The organism is Acidovorax sp. 107, assembly GCF_003058055.1.
GTDB lineage: Bacteria > Pseudomonadota > Gammaproteobacteria > Burkholderiales > Burkholderiaceae_C > Acidovorax.
In genome coordinates this window covers 1,542,229-1,557,134 of the sequence record NZ_QBTZ01000001.1, presented here as the reverse complement: position 1 = coordinate 1,557,134, position 14,906 = coordinate 1,542,229, and the positions used below count along the sequence as shown (strand labels likewise).

The following is a 14,906-nucleotide window of genomic DNA, read 5'->3' as shown; positions in this document are numbered from 1 at the left end:
GTGCGGCGCGCTTCGCTGCGCTCGGCTCTTTGGGCCCCAGGGATGCGGCGACCCACGGCGATGTCGGCAAGATGAAGTTTCTGTTATCCCGAACGGCGGGATTGACGGGTGGCGCCTTGCGTTGCGAAAGCTACAGATCGAACTCCAATCTCTACGATTGGGCGTTGCCTCGGTACAGATTTCGAGGCAGAACTTCGCAAACTCTTCGCCCCAGAAAGCCTCGGCATGAACGTCACGACAAAGCCATTGGATGCACTATTGCCTGTCAGTTCGCTGGGAAACTCTGTGCCCAAAGCACCGAGCATCCAGGGAGGCGGTTTTCTGGACGCGATGAAGCAGGCGCTTTCAACCACAAGCCAGTTGCAGAGTGAGTCTGGTCGCCTAAGCCGCGAGGTCACATTCGGCAATCCCACGGTCAGTCTTGAAGAAACGATGCTCGCTGGAGTCAAGTCGAACATCGCGTTTCAGGCCACTCTTCAGAGCCGCAACCGCATTGTCCAGGCCTACACCGATGTGATGAACATGCAAGTCTGATGCTCGGAGGCCAGAGCAATGCAAAAGCAGATGTCGCACGCACTTGCTGCTAGCGCCGCAGACATGCATGGCGAGCCAATTGGAGGAGGCCCTGTTTCGAAAGACCCCTCCAGATCAGCAGCCGACCGCCCGGAGAACCCGTTTAGAACCGAGGGGCCTGGGTGACTTCGTCCGAGGTGGTGGCCACGGCAGCATGGTGCGCAGCGTGGTAGCGGTCAGGATAGATTTCGTTGAGCTTGCGGCCGTCTTCGCCCACAGCGACGATTTCGCCTTCGCGGATGGCGCGTGCCAACTCACTCTTGACTTGTTCCCGCGTCTTCAACGACTTGCCTGCCACGATCGGATAGCGACCAGACATCAACTCATTGCGTTTGACTCCGAATTCACCGGCCACCATGATGTCACCCGTACGGATAGCCTGCTCCAATTCTTCCCGCACTTGCTCGCGGGATTTGCTAGCCTGAGTCGAAGTAGTCGAGCGATAGGCTCCGGGGTTGATTTGCTTGAGAGTCATCCCCGAGTCGCCTGCAGCAAGCATCTCGCCGTTTTGCTGAGCCTGCGCCAATTCAGCCAGCACTTGTTCGCGCGTCTTGCTGACCGCTTGGTCCGACGCAAAAGCGGGGGCTGCGATGAGGGAAAGGACGATGAGGGTGGACTTCAGTTTCATGATGGGGTTTCCTTTTTGGGTAGATGGCAATGGTTCAGGTGCAACCGCAGGCCGGTTTGGGAGGGCACGCGGTTGCCGGTGATCGTTGAGAGGGTTCAGGGCAGTTGGCGGGCATCGACCCAGCCAGCTTCGCCGCCCATATCCCGTACACCGTCACGACCGACGGGGTTGCGCTTGGCTGACTGCAACTCATCGAGGACTTGCTGGCGGGTCTTGGTCAGTTTGGGGCCCGGAACGAGTGGATAAGTGGCAGGGTAGCCACGGCTGATCCAGTACAGCGAACCGTCCTTCTGAGCGGCCAGCACGGTGCTTTCGACCGCTTGGCGGCTCACCGCATTGCCCAAATGGTCGGCGGCCAGGCTCACGCCTTCCTCCTGGCTTGGGCTTGCGTGGTAAACGGAAGTTGCGAAAGAGGCGGTGGCGGATGCAGCAAGGCTGGCGACGAGGATTGCGGTACGAACTTTCATGATGGTCTCCTGTGGCGCCGGATGCCCGATATGGTTCATCCAGGTGGCGTTTTCTGCACCACGGAGAGAAGTCTAAAAATTGCCGCCCCACATGGAGGTGACCTCCTGATTACGCTTTCGACAGCAATCTGCAATCCACTAAAACCCGAGTGCATCCCCCGCGTCGGTTCTGGGCGTCATACGACACTGCGGCCACCTCATTGCGGCAACGAGAGTCTCCCGCCGTCCTGCAGCGACGCAATCAGCGGGCAGGAGACATTCCCTTTTCTCGCATGGCATGCGCATACCAGTTCAGACAGCACCGACTCCATGCGTGCCAAATCGGCTATCTTCTCGCGCACATCCTTGAGCTTGGACTCAGCCAGTGCGCTGGCTTCTTCACAATGAGTTCCATCGTCTAGCCGCAGCAGCTCGGCTATTGCATCCAGGCTGAAGCCCAGGCGCTGAGCCGCTTTGACGAAGCGCACCCGCGTCACATCTGCATCTCCATAGCGGCGGATGCTGCCGTGAGGCTTGGCCGGCTCGGGCAACAATCCCTTGCGCTGATAGAACCGGATGGTCTCTACATTGACCCCGGCCGCCTCGGCAAAAGCGCCGATCGTAAAACTCTCCAAATTGGCTTTCATACCGCTTGACTCCGTACATGACTACGGAAGTAAGGTTACGGGATTCAACCAATTTTGAAAGGTCAAGCGCATGTCGGAGCCAAACAACGGGCGCACAGCGCTCTTCGCCGGAGGGCTGGCGGCCATCCTTGCCTCGACTTGCTGCCTCGGACCGCTGGTCCTGATCACCCTGGGATTCAGCGGGGCATGGATTGGCAACCTGACCGCGCTGGAGCCCTACCGCCCGATCTTCATCGGGGTCGCGCTGGTGGCGCTGTTCTTCGCCTGGCGGCGCATTTACCGCCCGGTGCAAGCCTGTAAACCGGGGGAGATCTGCGCGATTCCCCAGGTGCGAGCTGCCTACAAGCTTATTTTCTGGAGCGTGGCCGCACTGATTGTGGTCGCGCTCGGGTTCCCCTATGTCATGCCATTTTTCTATTGATCACAGGAGTTCTTCATGAAACAACTACTTGCCTCCCTGGCGCTCACCCTGGCCGTTGTCCCCGTGTGGGCCGCCACCCAGACCGTCATGCTGGCCATTCCCGGCATGACCTGCTCCACCTGCCCGATCATCGTCAAAAAAGCGCTTTCCAAGATCGAAGGCGTTAGCGAAGTTGAGGTGACCTTTGAGACGCGCGACGCAGCTGTCACCTTCGATGACGCAAAGACCAGCGTGCAGAAGCTGACCAAGGCAACCGCAGAGGTGGGGTTTCCATCCAGTGTCAAGCGGTGAAGCATTGACAACTGCACTGCAGCGCATGTGATGCCGTTACCTGGCGCGCACAAGCAAAAAGGATCTGTCGCATGACCCATCTGACAATCACCGGCATGACCTGCGGTTCGTGTGCGGCACACGTCAAAAAAGCCTTGGAAGACGTGCCCGGCGTACAGTCGGCATTTGTCTCCCACCCCGAAGGCACTGCCCAACTTGTCACCCTGCCGGGCACATTGCCCGATGCTCTGACTGCCGCTGTGGCCAGACTGGGCTACAAAGCAATGCTCGCCGATGTCCCCCCCAAACACAACCACGCTGGATCGCTCGATCAGGTGCGTCAGTGGACAGGGGGCGCTGACAAGCGCCGTGGCAACGAGCGTCCGCTGCAAATAGCCGTGATCGGAAGTGGTGGAGCCGCTATGGCGGCAGCACTGAAGGCCGTCGAGCAAGGCGCGCACGTCACGCTGGTGGAGCGAGGCACCATCGGCGGAACTTGTGTGAACATTGGCTGTGTGCCGTCCAAAATCATGATCCGCGCCGCGCATATCGCGCATCTGCGCCGAGAAAGCCCGTTCGATGGGGGCATGTCACCCACACCGCCGACGATCCTGCGCGAGCGGTTGCTAGCGCAGCAGCAGGCACGTGTCGAAGAACTCCGCCATGCCAAGTACGAAGGCATCCTGGACGGCAACCCAGGCATCACGGTGTTGCACGGTGAAGCGCGTTTCAAGGACGATCGGAGCCTTGTCGTCCGTTTGAGCGAGGGGGACGAGCAGATCGTGGTGTTCGACCGCTGTTTGGTCGCGACAGGAGCCAGCCCGGCCCTACCGCCGATTCCGGGTTTGAAAGAGTCACCCTACTGGACTTCGACGGAGGCGCTCGCCAGTGCCACCGTTCCCGAACGGCTGGCTGTGATTGGCTCGTCGGTGGTGGCGCTGGAGCTGGCCCAGGCTTTTGCCCGGCTAGGCAGCAAAGTAGTGATTCTGGCGCGCAGCACCTTGTTTTTCCGGGAGGACCCGGCCATCGGAGAGGCCATGACTGCTGCTTTTCGTGCCGAAGGCATCGAGGTGCTGGAGCACAGGGAAGCCAGCCAGGTCGCGCATGTTGACGGTGAATTTGTGCTGACGACGGGGCACGGAGATATCCGCGCTGACAGGCTGCTGGTCGCAACGGGGCGGACACCGAACACGCACAGCCTCGCGCTGGACGCGGCGGGGGTCACAGTCAATGCGCAGGGGGGCATCGTCGTTGACAAGGGCATGCGCACCAGTGGCCGGAACATTTACGCGGCAGGCGATTGCACCGACCAGCCTCAATTCGTCTATGTGGCCGCAACCGCAGGCACGCGCGCGGCCATCAACATGACCGGTGGGGAAGCGGCACTCGACCTGACCGCGATGCCCGCCGTGGTGTTCACCGATCCACAAGTAGCAACCGTGGGCTACACCGAAGCAGGAGCGCGCAATGGCGGCATTGAGACCGACAGCCGGCTGTTGACGCTGGACAACGTGCCACGTGCGCTCGCCAACTTCGACACGCGTGGTTTTATCAAGCTGGTGACCGATACCACCGGGCACTTGATTGGCGTGCAGGCGGTCGCGCCGGAAGCTGGCGAACTGATCCAGACGGCGGCCCTGGCAATTCGGCACCGCATGACAGTGCAGGAGCTGGCCGACCAGTTGTTCCCCTATTTGACGATGGTCGAGGGACTCAAGCTCGCGGCGCAGACCTTCAGCAAGGACGTCAAGCAGCTTTCTTGCTGTGCAGGATGAGAAGCGGGCGAGATGATGAGAGTGCCCGCACAGTAGCTCAAATCGCTATTGATTGGCGCCGACTTGCCAAGCAACAGCCAACGCCGAGCGAACTTGGTGCAGGGACACTTTTCTGAGTGAAATTTCTCAGCATCCGAAACGCTTCACGGCGCGCCCAAAGCGGCGCCTGCCAGCATTACAGAAATATCATCGACCCATCATCTTCTGGTGTGTTGCTGTATTCCAAACTTCCCCTCGTCACGACGCGCACCGAGCCCATCGGACCGCGTGGGGCCGTCAGCCTGGCTGACGTTTCAATGACTCATGATGAGGGTTAAGACCATGTTCAAAAAGATCTTTGCACCCGCCGTTGTCGCGGCGCTGTCGATGGCTTGTGCAGTTGCTTTCGCAGCTTCCGCTGGCAACGAGGCACGCGACCAGGCATCGCCGGTCAAGATGCAGGTCGGGGAAGAAACGGCACGCTACTGGAGTCATCCGAGGCTGGGAATGGTCAAGGTGGACGCCGCTGGCCGCATGCTCACGGGTGACTCTGCCAAGGATGATGCTGCGCGATCTGCAGCTCCTTCCGGCAATCCCTCGACCCGCACACGTTGACGCACCCCGGCGAGGCGGTGCAACACCCGTAGCGTCCAGGGAAGGCGGCAAGGGAGCATTGCTGCGATCAAAGTTGAACGCCTGGACATACCGCCATTCATGTGACGCAAGTCAAGGATTGATGATGATCATGCTTGACATTGCCACCATGTAAACCCTTATCGTTCCCCCAAGGTCCATCACCATCTCGATGACCACTTCTTGGAGATCGCCATGAACCACGACCACACCACAGGGCATTCAGAAGCTGCCAACGCCAGCGGAGGCAGCCGCAAATTGATCGGCGCGGTGATCATGCTTGCGCTCATCGGGGCATTCTTCTTGCTCAGGGAGCATTGGTCGCACATCGCGGGCTACTGGCCGTATCTGCTATTGCTGGCTTGCCCGTTGATGCACCTCTTCCATGGGCACGGGGGGCACGGCTCTCACGAAGGCGATTCGAGCAAAAAGTAATCTTGCAGGCACACAACACATTTGCAGGGAGGCCATTCATGTCCAACGCGGAACCGCACGATCACACCCACCATGGCCATCAGCATCATGAGGGGGTCCACGGGGATACACCGCCGCCCATGACGAAACTGAAAGATCCAGTCTGCGGTATGGACGTGACGGAACAATCGCATCACTCGGCGGAGCATGAGGGGCGGCACTACTACTTCTGTAGCGCCAAGTGCCAAACGAAGTTTGTTGAGGACCCGGACAAGTACGCTGTCACGCCTCCCGGTACCGACAAGGTTGCGCGAGAGCCAGAAGCCACTCAGCCCGGCACCATCTACACCTGCCCCATGCACCCTGAGGTGCAGCAGGACCACCCCGGGAACTGCCCCAAATGCGGCATGACGCTGGAGCCCATGCTCCCCACGCTGGATGAGGGAGAAAACGCCGAACTCGTGGATTTCCGGCATCGCTTCTGGTGGACGTTGCCACTGACCGTGGTGGTCACTGTTCTGGCCATGGTGGGGCACAGGCTGCAGTGGTTCGAAATGGCCACGCAGAGCTGGATCGAACTGGTGCTGACGGTTCCCATCGTGCTGTGGGCTGGCTGGCCCTTCTTTGTGCGTGGCGCCCAGTCCATCGTGAACCGCAGTCCCAACATGTGGACGCTGATCAGCCTGGGCACCGGTGCCGCTTTCGCCTACAGCGTGGTCGCCACCGTTGCGCCTGGGGTATTTCCATCCTCATTCCAGGCCATGGGCCGCGTGGCGGTGTACTTCGAAGCAGCAGCCGTCATCATCTCGCTCACGCTGCTCGGCCAGATGCTGGAGCTCAAGGCACGCTCGCAGACCTCGGCCGCCATCAAATCGTTGCTGGGCCTGGCCCCCAAGACGGCGCGGCGTATCGACGCTAACGGTCAGGAGAGTGATGTTCCCTTGTCCCATGTCCATGTGGGAGACCTCTTGCGCGTGCGCCCCGGTGAGAAGGTGCCGGTGGATGGCGTGGTGGTCGAGGGGAGCAGCGCGGTGGACGAAGCCATGCTCACTGGCGAGCCGGTGCCCATCGTCAAGGGGCCTGGTGATGCAGTTATAGGTGCCACCCTCAATACCAACGGCGCTCTGGTGATCCGATCTGAGCGGGTGGGCTCCGCGACCATGTTGTCCCAGATCGTTCAGATGGTTGCGCAGGCACAGCGCTCGCGGGCTCCCATGCAGCGCATGGCGGACCAGGTGGCGGGCTATTTCGTGATGGCCGTGGTGGGTATCGCGTTGCTCACACTGTTCGCGTGGGGCCTGTTCGGTCCGGAGCCACGCTGGGTCTACGGCCTGGTCAATGCAGTTGCGGTGTTGATCATCGCGTGCCCTTGTGCGTTGGGATTGGCAACACCCATGTCGATCATGGTGGCTACCGGCCGGGGGGCGACCAGCGGGGTTCTGTTCAGGGACGCAGCAGCCATCGAGAACCTGCGCAAGGTGGATACGCTGATCGTGGACAAGACTGGCACGCTCACAGAGGGCAAGCCTTCCTTCGAGCGGGTTGTTGCCATGCCCGGTCTGTCCGAGGATGAGGTTCTGCGCCTGGCAGCCAGTCTGGATCAAGGCAGCGAGCATCCGCTGGCCGATGCCATTGTCCAAGCGGCCCGCGCCAAGGGGCTGGCCCTGGACAAGCCCGAGGACTTTGAGTCCGGGTCTGGCATCGGGGTGCGCGGACAGGTCGCTGGACGCCAGCTCGCCCTGGGCAACACAGTCCTCATGGAGCAGGTCGGGGTTTCTGCGAACCCGCTGCTTGCGCAGGCAGAGGCCTTGCGCGCCACAGGCGCCAGCGTGATGTACCTGGCGGCCGATGGCCAGCTTCAAGGCCTGCTTGCGGTCTCGGATGCCATCAAGGCCAGCACGCCGGAAGCGCTGGCGACCTTGCATGCGGCGGGGCTGCGCATTGTCATGGCCACGGGCGACGGCATGACCACCGCCAAGGCGGTGGGGGCAAAGCTGGGGATTGATGAGGTTCATGGCGAGGTCAAGCCTGCGGACAAGCTGGCCCTGGTGTCCCGGCTGCAGGCCGAAGGCCGTGTTGTTGCCATGGCGGGTGACGGGATCAATGACGCGCCCGCCCTTGCCAAGGCAGACGTGGGGATCGCGATGGGTACTGGCACCGATGTGGCGATGAACAGCGCACAGGTCACCTTGGTCAAGGGCGATCTGCGAGGGATTTCCACGGCGCGGGAACTGTCGGAGGCAACGGTGGGCAACATGAAACAGAACCTCATGTTCGCCTTCCTCTACAACGCGCTGGGCATACCGATTGCTGCAGGGCTGCTGTATCCCTTCACCGGCTGGCTGTTGTCGCCAATGATCGCGGCCTTGGCAATGAGCCTGAGTTCGGCGTCCGTGATCGCCAATGCCCTGCGACTTCGCAAGGGCTGAGATGGCTCGGCAGGCCCGGATTTGATCTAGGTTAAGTCCGTGGCCATCGCTGGGGATACCATTCGCACCATGATCTTCGCCAGAAGCACCGTATCGCGCCAAGGACGCTGGATAGCCAGCGTTCTGGTCGCGGCATTGCTTCTGATGCAGTTCGCGTTGGCCGCCTATGCCTGTCCCAAGTTGGACTCTGCAGCCCATGCGGCATCGATGCAAAAAGCGAGCATGGCCATGGAAGATGCCGTCGGCATGCCCTCCATGCCCGATTGCCACGCGATGGCGGGTACCATGGATGAGCAAGATCCTCAGCTGTGTCGAGCCCATTGTGATGGCGAAAGTTTGTCCTCCCCCTCGCTCCAAGGTCTCGATCTGCAGGCGCTCGCGGCGCACGCCATCTGGGTCGCCTATGTGCTGCCTGTGATCCTGGACTCCGAGCGCCACATTGACCCTCGGGCTGTCTACGCGGAGCTGGACAGTCGAGCGGGCGCTCCCCCCATCTATCTAACCCATCAGGTCTTTCGGAATTGATCGTGCACGCCTTGCGCGCTGCCTTGCAGCGTTTGCGCAAGTCTGACTTCGTGCCCCTTCATTTCGAGGACCACCATGCCCATCATCTCCTTCGGCGCTCCCTGCGAGCGCCTGTCTGCGCACCAGCGCATTCACCCCATCTCGCAGCGCATACAGGTGCGCAACCTCCGCCAACTGCGCCTGGGCGCTCTCGGGGTCCTGTTGACCAGCATCGGCTTGGCTGGCAACCAGGCCCACGCCCTGGGCTTTGCAGAGGCCTTGGATCTGGCGGAGCAGCACAGCCCTCGCATCACGGCCCAGCGGCTGCAGATTGACGCAGCCACCAGCACCCGGCAGGCGGCGGGAACGCTGCCGGATCCCAAGCTCTCGGTCGGTATCGAGAACTTTCCCATCAGCGGCATGGACCGCTTCAGCCTCACGCGTGAGTCCATGACCATGCAGCGCCTGGCGCTGATGCAGGAGGTGCCCAACCGGGCCAAGCGCGATGCCCAGATCGCCGGTGCCGAGGCCAAGGTGGAACGCGAACGCGCCACCCTGGCGGTCCAGCGCCTGCAGATCCGCCAGGAACTGAGTCAAGCGTGGATCCTGGCCCAGGCTATCGAGCAACGTGACCAGGTACTCACCGGTCTACTGAGTGAGAACCAGCGCCTGCAGGACAGCCTGCCCGCCCGCATCGCCGGAGGCACGGCCCAGGCCGCAGACCTGCTGATGGCCAGGCAGGAGGCGCTTGCGCTGTCGGATCGCAGGGACGATCTGCAGCGGGACCGGTCCAAGGCCAGGGCGATGTTGCGGCGCTGGGTTGGCGCTCGCGCCGACGAGGCGCTACAGGGAACTCCTGGGCCGCTGAGCCGCCCCTTGGATCAACTGCGGTCTGAGGTACACCGCCACGCGGAACTTGCGCAGTACCCCGCCATGCAGGCCATGGCCTTGGCGGAAACGCGCGAAGCCCAAGCAGAAACCAAGGGTGATTGGTCCTGGGAAGTCGCCTACAGCCGCCGCGACCGACGCTGGGGCGACATGGTGTCCTTCCAGGTGACCTTTGACCTTCCCTGGCAACAGGAGCGGCGCCAGGGACCCCAGATCAAGGCCAAGCAGCTGGAGCTGCAGCGCCTGGACGCCGAGCAGGAAGACGTGACCCGCAGGCACCTGCAGGAGCTGGAGGACAGCGCCTCAGAGCTGGCGGCACTGAACAGTCAGATCGAGCGGCTGCAATCGGCGGGCATGGGCTTGGCACAGGGGCGTGCCGAACTCGCGTTGGCCAATTACCAGTCTGCCAAAGGCGACTTGAGCGCCGTGCTGGCGGCCAGGGCCCAAGTGCGGGAGACGCACTGGCGGCTCATTGATCTGCAGGCGCAGCGGGACACCGTGATTGCCCGTCTGAACAGCCTGATCGCGGACTGAAGGGAGAACCACATGACCAATACCGTTTTCAAGAAGACCACTGTGGCCGTGGCACTGGTGGCTGCTGGCATTGCCCTCGGTTGGGGCGTCTCCCAATGGCGCATTGCGAGCAGTCATCCATCTGGCGCTACCCCTCCATCGGCAGAAGCGGCGAAGGCCGACCGCAAGGTGCTGTACTGGTACGACCCCATGGTGCCAACGCAGAAGTTCGACAAGCCAGGCAAGTCGCCCTACATGGACATGGCGCTGGTTCCCAAGTACGCCGATGAGGACGCACAACAAAGCACCGGTTTGAATGTCTCGGCACAAGCGGTGCAAGCCCTCGGCCTGCGCACCGCCACGGTGGAGCAGCGCGACATTGGATCCGATGTGGACGTGCTGGGCACGGTCCAGCTCAATGACCGGGATGTGAGTATCGTCCAGGCGCGTTCTGCAGGATTTGTGGAGCGTGTCTATGCCCGGGCCCCGGGTGACGTGGTGGCCGCAGGCGCGCCATTGGCCGATTTACTGCTGCCTGAGTGGGTGGCTGCGCAGCGCGAGTTCCTCGCTGTCCGGGCGCTCAAGGAAGAGTCGCTGACGGCCGCTTCGCGTCATCGGTTGTCACTGCTGGGCATGCCTGCCTCGCTCGTGGCCCAGGTGGAGCGCACGGGCGAACCTCAGGGCCGCTACACGGTGACCTTCCCACAAGCAGGGATGGTGGCCGAACTGATGGTGCGCCAGGGCATGACGGTCTCTGCGGGTGCCAGTCTCGTACGCGTAAACGGTCTGGCCAGCGTCTGGATCGAAGCGGCCGTTCCCGAAGCGCAAAGCGGTCCCTTGCAACTGGGGCAGGACGCCCAGGTGCGCCTGGCCGCGTTTCCGGGCGAAACCCTCAAAGCCCGTGTCGTGAGCATCCTCCCGGAGGCCAACCGGGACACCCGCACGGTGCGCGTGCGCCTGGAGCTTCCCAACCCCACCCAGCGGCTGAAGGCGGGCATGTCCGGGCAGATTGTCCTGGCGGGACGCACCCAACCGGCGTTGCTGGTGCCCAGCGAAGCGGTGATCCGCACCGGCAAGCGGGCGCTGGTCTACGTGGTGGATGGCCCCGGCAAGTACCACCCCGTCCAGGTACAACTTGGCGCGGAAATCGATGACCGACTCGTCATTCAAAGCGGACTCACCGCAGGGCAGCAGGTGGTCGCCTCGGCGCAGTTCCTGATCGACTCGGAAGCCAGCCTGCGAGGCATCATGCCCGCTCAACCTCCCGGCAGCAGCGCACAACCCATCGCTGAACAGGGTTCCTCGGCCTCTGCGGCTCCGGCGTCCAAGAGCTTTACGGTGCGAGGGGTGGTCGATGAGGTCACGCCAACCGAGCTGACCCTTACCCACGAGGCCGTGCCTGAACTGAAGTGGCCCGGCATGACCATGCCATTCAAGCTGGCAAACCCAGAGCTGGCCAAGGCCCTGAAACCGGAGCAGCAGGTCAAGTTCACCTTCCAGCAGCAAGGCAAGGACTTCGTGATCACTGCCGTGGAAAGGATCAAGCCATGATCGCACGTCTGATCCGCTGGTCGGTGGCGAACCGACTCCTGGTTCTGCTGGCGACCGTGATGCTCACGGCCTGGGGCGTGTGGGGAGTGCGCAGCACCCCCGTGGACGCTCTCCCTGATTTGTCGGATGTCCAGGTCATCATCCGTACCTCCTATCCCGGCCAGGCGCCGCAGATCGTGGAAAACCAGGTGACGTACCCGCTGGCCACCACCATGCTGTCCGTCCCGGGCGCCAAGACAGTGCGCGGCTTCTCGTTCTTTGGCGACTCGTTTGTCTACATCCTGTTCGAGGACGGCACGGACTTGTACTGGGCGCGTTCCCGCGTGCTGGAGTACATGAACCAGGTGCAGGGACGACTACCCGCCACGGCCAAATCGTCGCTCGGCCCCGACGCCACGGGGGTCGGCTGGATCTACCAATATGCGCTGGTGGACCGCACCGGCAAGAACGATCTCGCCCAGTTGCGGGCCCTGCAGGACTGGTTTCTGAAGTTCGAACTCAAGAGCCTGCCCAATGTCGCGGAAGTGGCGTCGGTGGGCGGCATGGTCAAGCAGTACCAGGTAGTGCTTGATCCAATCAAACTCGCAGCCCAAGGGCTGACCCAGGGGCAGGTGCGCGAGGCCATCCTGGGAGCCAACCAGGAAACCGGGGGATCGGTGCTGGAGTTGTCCGGGGCCGAGTACATGGTGCGCGCCAGCGGCTACCTCAAGACGCTCGATGACTTTCGTTCCATCCCGCTGGTGTCTCGCGCCGGGATTCCGGTGCGCCTGGGCGATGTTGCAACGCTCCAGATCGGGCCAGAGATGCGGCGCGGCATCGCCGAACTCGACGGCGAGGGCGAGGTGGCCGGTGGCGTGGTGGTCCTGCGCTCGGGCAAGAATGCCCAGGAAACCATCCAAGCCGTCAAGGCCAAGCTCAGCGAGCTGCAAAGCAGCCTGCCCCAGGGCGTGGAGATCGTCACAACCTACGACCGCAGTGCGCTCATTGAGCGGGCGATCCAGAACCTCACCACCAAACTCGTGGAGGAGTTCATCGTGGTGGCTGTGGTCTGTGTCTTGTTCCTCTGGCACCTGCGCTCGGCACTGGTCGCCATCATTTCTCTGCCTCTGGGGATCATGGCGGCGTTTCTGGTGATGCGCTACCAGGGCATCAACGCCAACATCATGTCTCTGGGTGGCATTGCGATCGCAGTGGGCGCCATGGTTGATGCGGCCGTGGTGATGATCGAGAACGCCCACAAGAAGCTGGAGGCCTGGCAGCACAAGCATCCCGACCGCCAACTGGTGGGGGAAGAGCGCTGGAAGGTAATCACCGAAGCCGCCGAGGAGGTAGGCCCCGCGCTGTTCTTCTCGCTGCTCATCATCACCTTGTCCTTCGTGCCCGTCTTTACGCTGGAAGCACAGGAAGGCCGCCTGTTTGGACCGCTGGCGTTCACTAAGACCTACGCGATGGCCGCAGCTGCGGCCCTCTCGGTCACGCTGATCCCGGTCCTGATGGGCTACTGGATCCGGGGCCGCATCCCAGATGAGCAAAAGAACCCGATCACGCGCGCGCTGATCGCCGTGTACCGGCCTTGCCTGGAGTGGGTTCTGCACCGCCCAAAATCTACCCTGGTCATCGCCGTGCTAGCGCTGACGACCACGATCTGGCCCCTCTCGCGGCTGGGGGGCGAGTTCCTGCCCAGGCTCGATGAAGGCGATCTGCTGTACATGCCTTCGGCGCTCCCGGGCCTGTCGGCACAGCGGGCGACGGAGCTTCTGCAACTGAGCAACCGGATGATCAAGACGGTTCCCGAGGTCGAGCGCGTCTTCGGCAAGGCTGGCCGCGCGGAGACCGCAACCGATCCGGCACCGCTGGAAATGTTCGAGACCACGGTGAAGCTCAAGCCCAGAGACCAATGGCGTCCAGGAATGACGCCCGAGGGTCTGATCGAGGAGCTGGACAAGGCCGTCAAGATTCCTGGCCTGTCCAACATCTGGATTCCACCCATCCGCAACCGGATTGACATGCTGGCCACCGGCATCAAGAGTCCCATCGGGGTCAAGGTGACCGGCAACGACCTGAAGGTGATCGACGGGATCGCTGCCCAAGTCGAGCAGGTCGCCAAGGGCATTCCGGGAGTGACTTCGTCGTTGGCAGAGCGCCTGACGGGGGGGCGCTACGTCGATGTCCGCATCGACCGCACGGCCGCAGGGCGCTACGGGCTGAACGTAAGCGAAATCCAGGCCGTGGTCTCCGGGGCCATCGGTGGAGAAAACGTCTCTGAAACGGTCGAGGGCCTGGCCCGCTTCCCAATCAACCTGCGCTATCCGCGTGAATGGAGAGACTCCCCAGAACGCCTGGCCCAGTTGCCCATCTCCACCCCCATGGGTCAGCAGATCACGCTGGGTACGGTGGCCAGCATCTCCATCACCGATGGGCCGCCCATGCTCAAGAGCGAGAACGCCCGCCCATCGGGCTGGGTGTATGTCGATGTGCGGGGGCGCGATCTGGCATCGGTGGCCAATGACCTGCGCGATGCCGTGAGCCGACAGATCAAGCTGGAGCCCGGGGTCAGCATCACGTACTCAGGCCAGTTCGAGTACCTGGAGCGGGCCAATGCCCGCCTTAAGGTAGTCGTGCCCGCCACCTTGCTGATCATCTTCGTGTTGTTGTACTTGACCTTCTCACGCATGGGGGAGGCAGGACTGATCATGGCGACACTGCCGTTCGCATTGACCGGGGGTATCTGGTTCCTGTACCTGATGAACTACAACTTGTCCATCGCAACGGGCGTTGGCTTCATTGCCCTGGCAGGGGTGGCAGCAGAGTTTGGGGTGGTCATGCTCATCTACCTCAAGCAGGCACTCGCAGAGAGATGTCCAGACGGCAAGCAGCCCACGCTGGAAGATCTGCTGGACGCGATCCGCGAAGGTGCCGTGCTGCGCGTCCGGCCCAAGGCCATGACCGTAGCCGTCATCCTGGCGGGCCTGGTACCCATCGTGTGGAGCAGCGGGACAGGCTCGGAGGTCATGAGCCGCATCGCGGCTCCCATGCTGGGCGGTATGGTGACCGCACCGCTGCTTTCTTTGTTCGTGATTCCTGCAGCCTATGTGCTGATGCGAAAGCCAAGGAGAGTGAAAACAGAGGCATCTGGAGGCTGAACGCTGCGTTGCGCAAGCTGGTGCTAGCGATAAACCAGTTGTTTCTCACTCCCAATCGCGCACGCTTGCATGCTATTTTGCGCACGGTGCAA

14 protein-coding genes are annotated in these 14,906 nt (G+C 62.2%); 11 read left to right on the top strand and 3 right to left on the bottom strand.

What is annotated here, in order from left to right:
• Positions 1 to 225 precede the first annotated feature (225 nt).
• A complete protein-coding gene (fliE, locus tag C8C99_RS07425; protein WP_015012923.1) occupies positions 226 to 534 on the top strand; it encodes a flagellar hook-basal body complex protein FliE in 309 nt (102 codons plus the stop codon).
• Positions 535 to 676: 142 nt separating this feature from the next.
• On the opposite strand, the gene C8C99_RS07420 is transcribed toward fliE, so the two are convergent.
• The 3 genes from C8C99_RS07420 to merR all read right to left on the bottom strand — a co-directional run bounded on the left by C8C99_RS07420 (position 677) and on the right by merR (position 2,294).
• Positions 677 to 1,201 carry a DUF4148 domain-containing protein gene (locus C8C99_RS07420; RefSeq protein WP_108625378.1) on the bottom strand — a complete coding sequence of 175 codons (525 nt, stop codon included), beginning with the start codon at positions 1,199 to 1,201 and terminating at the stop codon, positions 677 to 679.
• Positions 1,202 to 1,296: 95 nt separating this feature from the next.
• Positions 1,297 to 1,668: a hypothetical protein gene (locus tag C8C99_RS07415; protein WP_100409585.1), complete on the bottom strand. Its 372-nt coding sequence runs from the start codon at positions 1,666 to 1,668 to the stop codon at positions 1,297 to 1,299.
• A gap of 197 nt (positions 1,669 to 1,865) precedes the next feature.
• Positions 1,866 to 2,294 carry an Hg(II)-responsive transcriptional regulator gene (gene merR, locus C8C99_RS07410; protein ID WP_015012926.1) on the bottom strand — a complete coding sequence of 143 codons (429 nt, stop codon included), beginning with the start codon at positions 2,292 to 2,294 and terminating at the stop codon, positions 1,866 to 1,868.
• 70 nt (positions 2,295 to 2,364) lie between these two features.
• Here merR and merT point away from each other — a divergent pair, with 70 nt between their 5' ends.
• The 10 genes from merT to C8C99_RS07360 all read left to right on the top strand — a co-directional run bounded on the left by merT (position 2,365) and on the right by C8C99_RS07360 (position 14,814).
• The gene (merT, locus tag C8C99_RS07405; protein ID WP_108625377.1) at positions 2,365 to 2,715 is read left to right on the top strand and encodes a mercuric ion transporter MerT; all 351 of its coding nucleotides are present in this window, start codon (positions 2,365 to 2,367) and stop codon (positions 2,713 to 2,715) included.
• Positions 2,716 to 2,730: 15 nt separating this feature from the next.
• On the top strand, positions 2,731 to 3,006 hold the full coding sequence (gene merP / locus C8C99_RS07400) for a mercury resistance system periplasmic binding protein MerP (protein WP_008905582.1): 276 nt from the start codon (positions 2,731 to 2,733) through the stop codon (positions 3,004 to 3,006).
• A 71-nt stretch (positions 3,007 to 3,077) separates the two neighbouring features.
• Positions 3,078 to 4,760, top strand: coding sequence for a mercury(II) reductase (merA, locus tag C8C99_RS07395; RefSeq protein ID WP_015012928.1), 1,683 nt, complete (start codon positions 3,078 to 3,080; stop codon positions 4,758 to 4,760).
• A gap of 321 nt (positions 4,761 to 5,081) precedes the next feature.
• A complete protein-coding gene (locus C8C99_RS07390) occupies positions 5,082 to 5,354 on the top strand; it encodes a hypothetical protein (protein ID WP_015012929.1) in 273 nt (90 codons plus the stop codon).
• A gap of 213 nt (positions 5,355 to 5,567) precedes the next feature.
• Positions 5,568 to 5,807 carry a DUF2933 domain-containing protein gene (locus C8C99_RS07385; protein WP_015012930.1) on the top strand — a complete coding sequence of 80 codons (240 nt, stop codon included), beginning with the start codon at positions 5,568 to 5,570 and terminating at the stop codon, positions 5,805 to 5,807.
• A gap of 119 nt (positions 5,808 to 5,926) precedes the next feature.
• The gene (locus C8C99_RS07380; protein WP_108625376.1) at positions 5,927 to 8,215 is read left to right on the top strand and encodes a heavy metal translocating P-type ATPase; all 2,289 of its coding nucleotides are present in this window, start codon (positions 5,927 to 5,929) and stop codon (positions 8,213 to 8,215) included.
• Positions 8,216 to 8,284: 69 nt separating this feature from the next.
• Complete coding sequence (locus C8C99_RS07375; protein ID WP_060987635.1) at positions 8,285 to 8,740, top strand: hypothetical protein; 456 nt, start codon at positions 8,285 to 8,287, stop codon at positions 8,738 to 8,740.
• Between the two features lie 75 nt (positions 8,741 to 8,815).
• On the top strand, positions 8,816 to 10,141 hold the full coding sequence (locus tag C8C99_RS07370; RefSeq protein ID WP_108625375.1) for a TolC family protein: 1,326 nt from the start codon (positions 8,816 to 8,818) through the stop codon (positions 10,139 to 10,141).
• A 12-nt stretch (positions 10,142 to 10,153) separates the two neighbouring features.
• On the top strand, positions 10,154 to 11,671 hold the full coding sequence (locus C8C99_RS07365; RefSeq protein WP_056419591.1) for an efflux RND transporter periplasmic adaptor subunit: 1,518 nt from the start codon (positions 10,154 to 10,156) through the stop codon (positions 11,669 to 11,671).
• Complete coding sequence (locus C8C99_RS07360; protein ID WP_108625374.1) at positions 11,668 to 14,814, top strand: efflux RND transporter permease subunit; 3,147 nt, start codon at positions 11,668 to 11,670, stop codon at positions 14,812 to 14,814. The genes C8C99_RS07365 and C8C99_RS07360 overlap by 4 nt, the downstream gene beginning before the upstream one ends.
• Positions 14,815 to 14,906: the final 92 nt, after the last annotated feature.

Coding starts and splice junctions, on each gene's coding strand:
- merT (WP_108625377.1), top strand. CDS start 2,365: ATGTCGGAGCCAAACAACGGGCGCACAGCGCTCTTCGCCGGAGGGCTG.
- merR (WP_015012926.1), bottom strand. CDS start 2,294: ATGAAAGCCAATTTGGAGAGTTTTACGATCGGCGCTTTTGCCGAGGCG.
- merP (WP_008905582.1), top strand. CDS start 2,731: ATGAAACAACTACTTGCCTCCCTGGCGCTCACCCTGGCCGTTGTCCCC.
- C8C99_RS07380 (WP_108625376.1), top strand. CDS start 5,927: ATGACGAAACTGAAAGATCCAGTCTGCGGTATGGACGTGACGGAACAA.
- merA (WP_015012928.1), top strand. CDS start 3,078: ATGACCCATCTGACAATCACCGGCATGACCTGCGGTTCGTGTGCGGCA.
- C8C99_RS07415 (WP_100409585.1), bottom strand. CDS start 1,668: ATGAAAGTTCGTACCGCAATCCTCGTCGCCAGCCTTGCTGCATCCGCC.
- C8C99_RS07390 (WP_015012929.1), top strand. CDS start 5,082: ATGTTCAAAAAGATCTTTGCACCCGCCGTTGTCGCGGCGCTGTCGATG.
- C8C99_RS07385 (WP_015012930.1), top strand. CDS start 5,568: ATGAACCACGACCACACCACAGGGCATTCAGAAGCTGCCAACGCCAGC.
- C8C99_RS07375 (WP_060987635.1), top strand. CDS start 8,285: ATGATCTTCGCCAGAAGCACCGTATCGCGCCAAGGACGCTGGATAGCC.
- C8C99_RS07360 (WP_108625374.1), top strand. CDS start 11,668: ATGATCGCACGTCTGATCCGCTGGTCGGTGGCGAACCGACTCCTGGTT.
- C8C99_RS07420 (WP_108625378.1), bottom strand. CDS start 1,201: ATGAAACTGAAGTCCACCCTCATCGTCCTTTCCCTCATCGCAGCCCCC.
- C8C99_RS07365 (WP_056419591.1), top strand. CDS start 10,154: ATGACCAATACCGTTTTCAAGAAGACCACTGTGGCCGTGGCACTGGTG.
- C8C99_RS07370 (WP_108625375.1), top strand. CDS start 8,816: ATGCCCATCATCTCCTTCGGCGCTCCCTGCGAGCGCCTGTCTGCGCAC.
- fliE (WP_015012923.1), top strand. CDS start 226: ATGAACGTCACGACAAAGCCATTGGATGCACTATTGCCTGTCAGTTCG.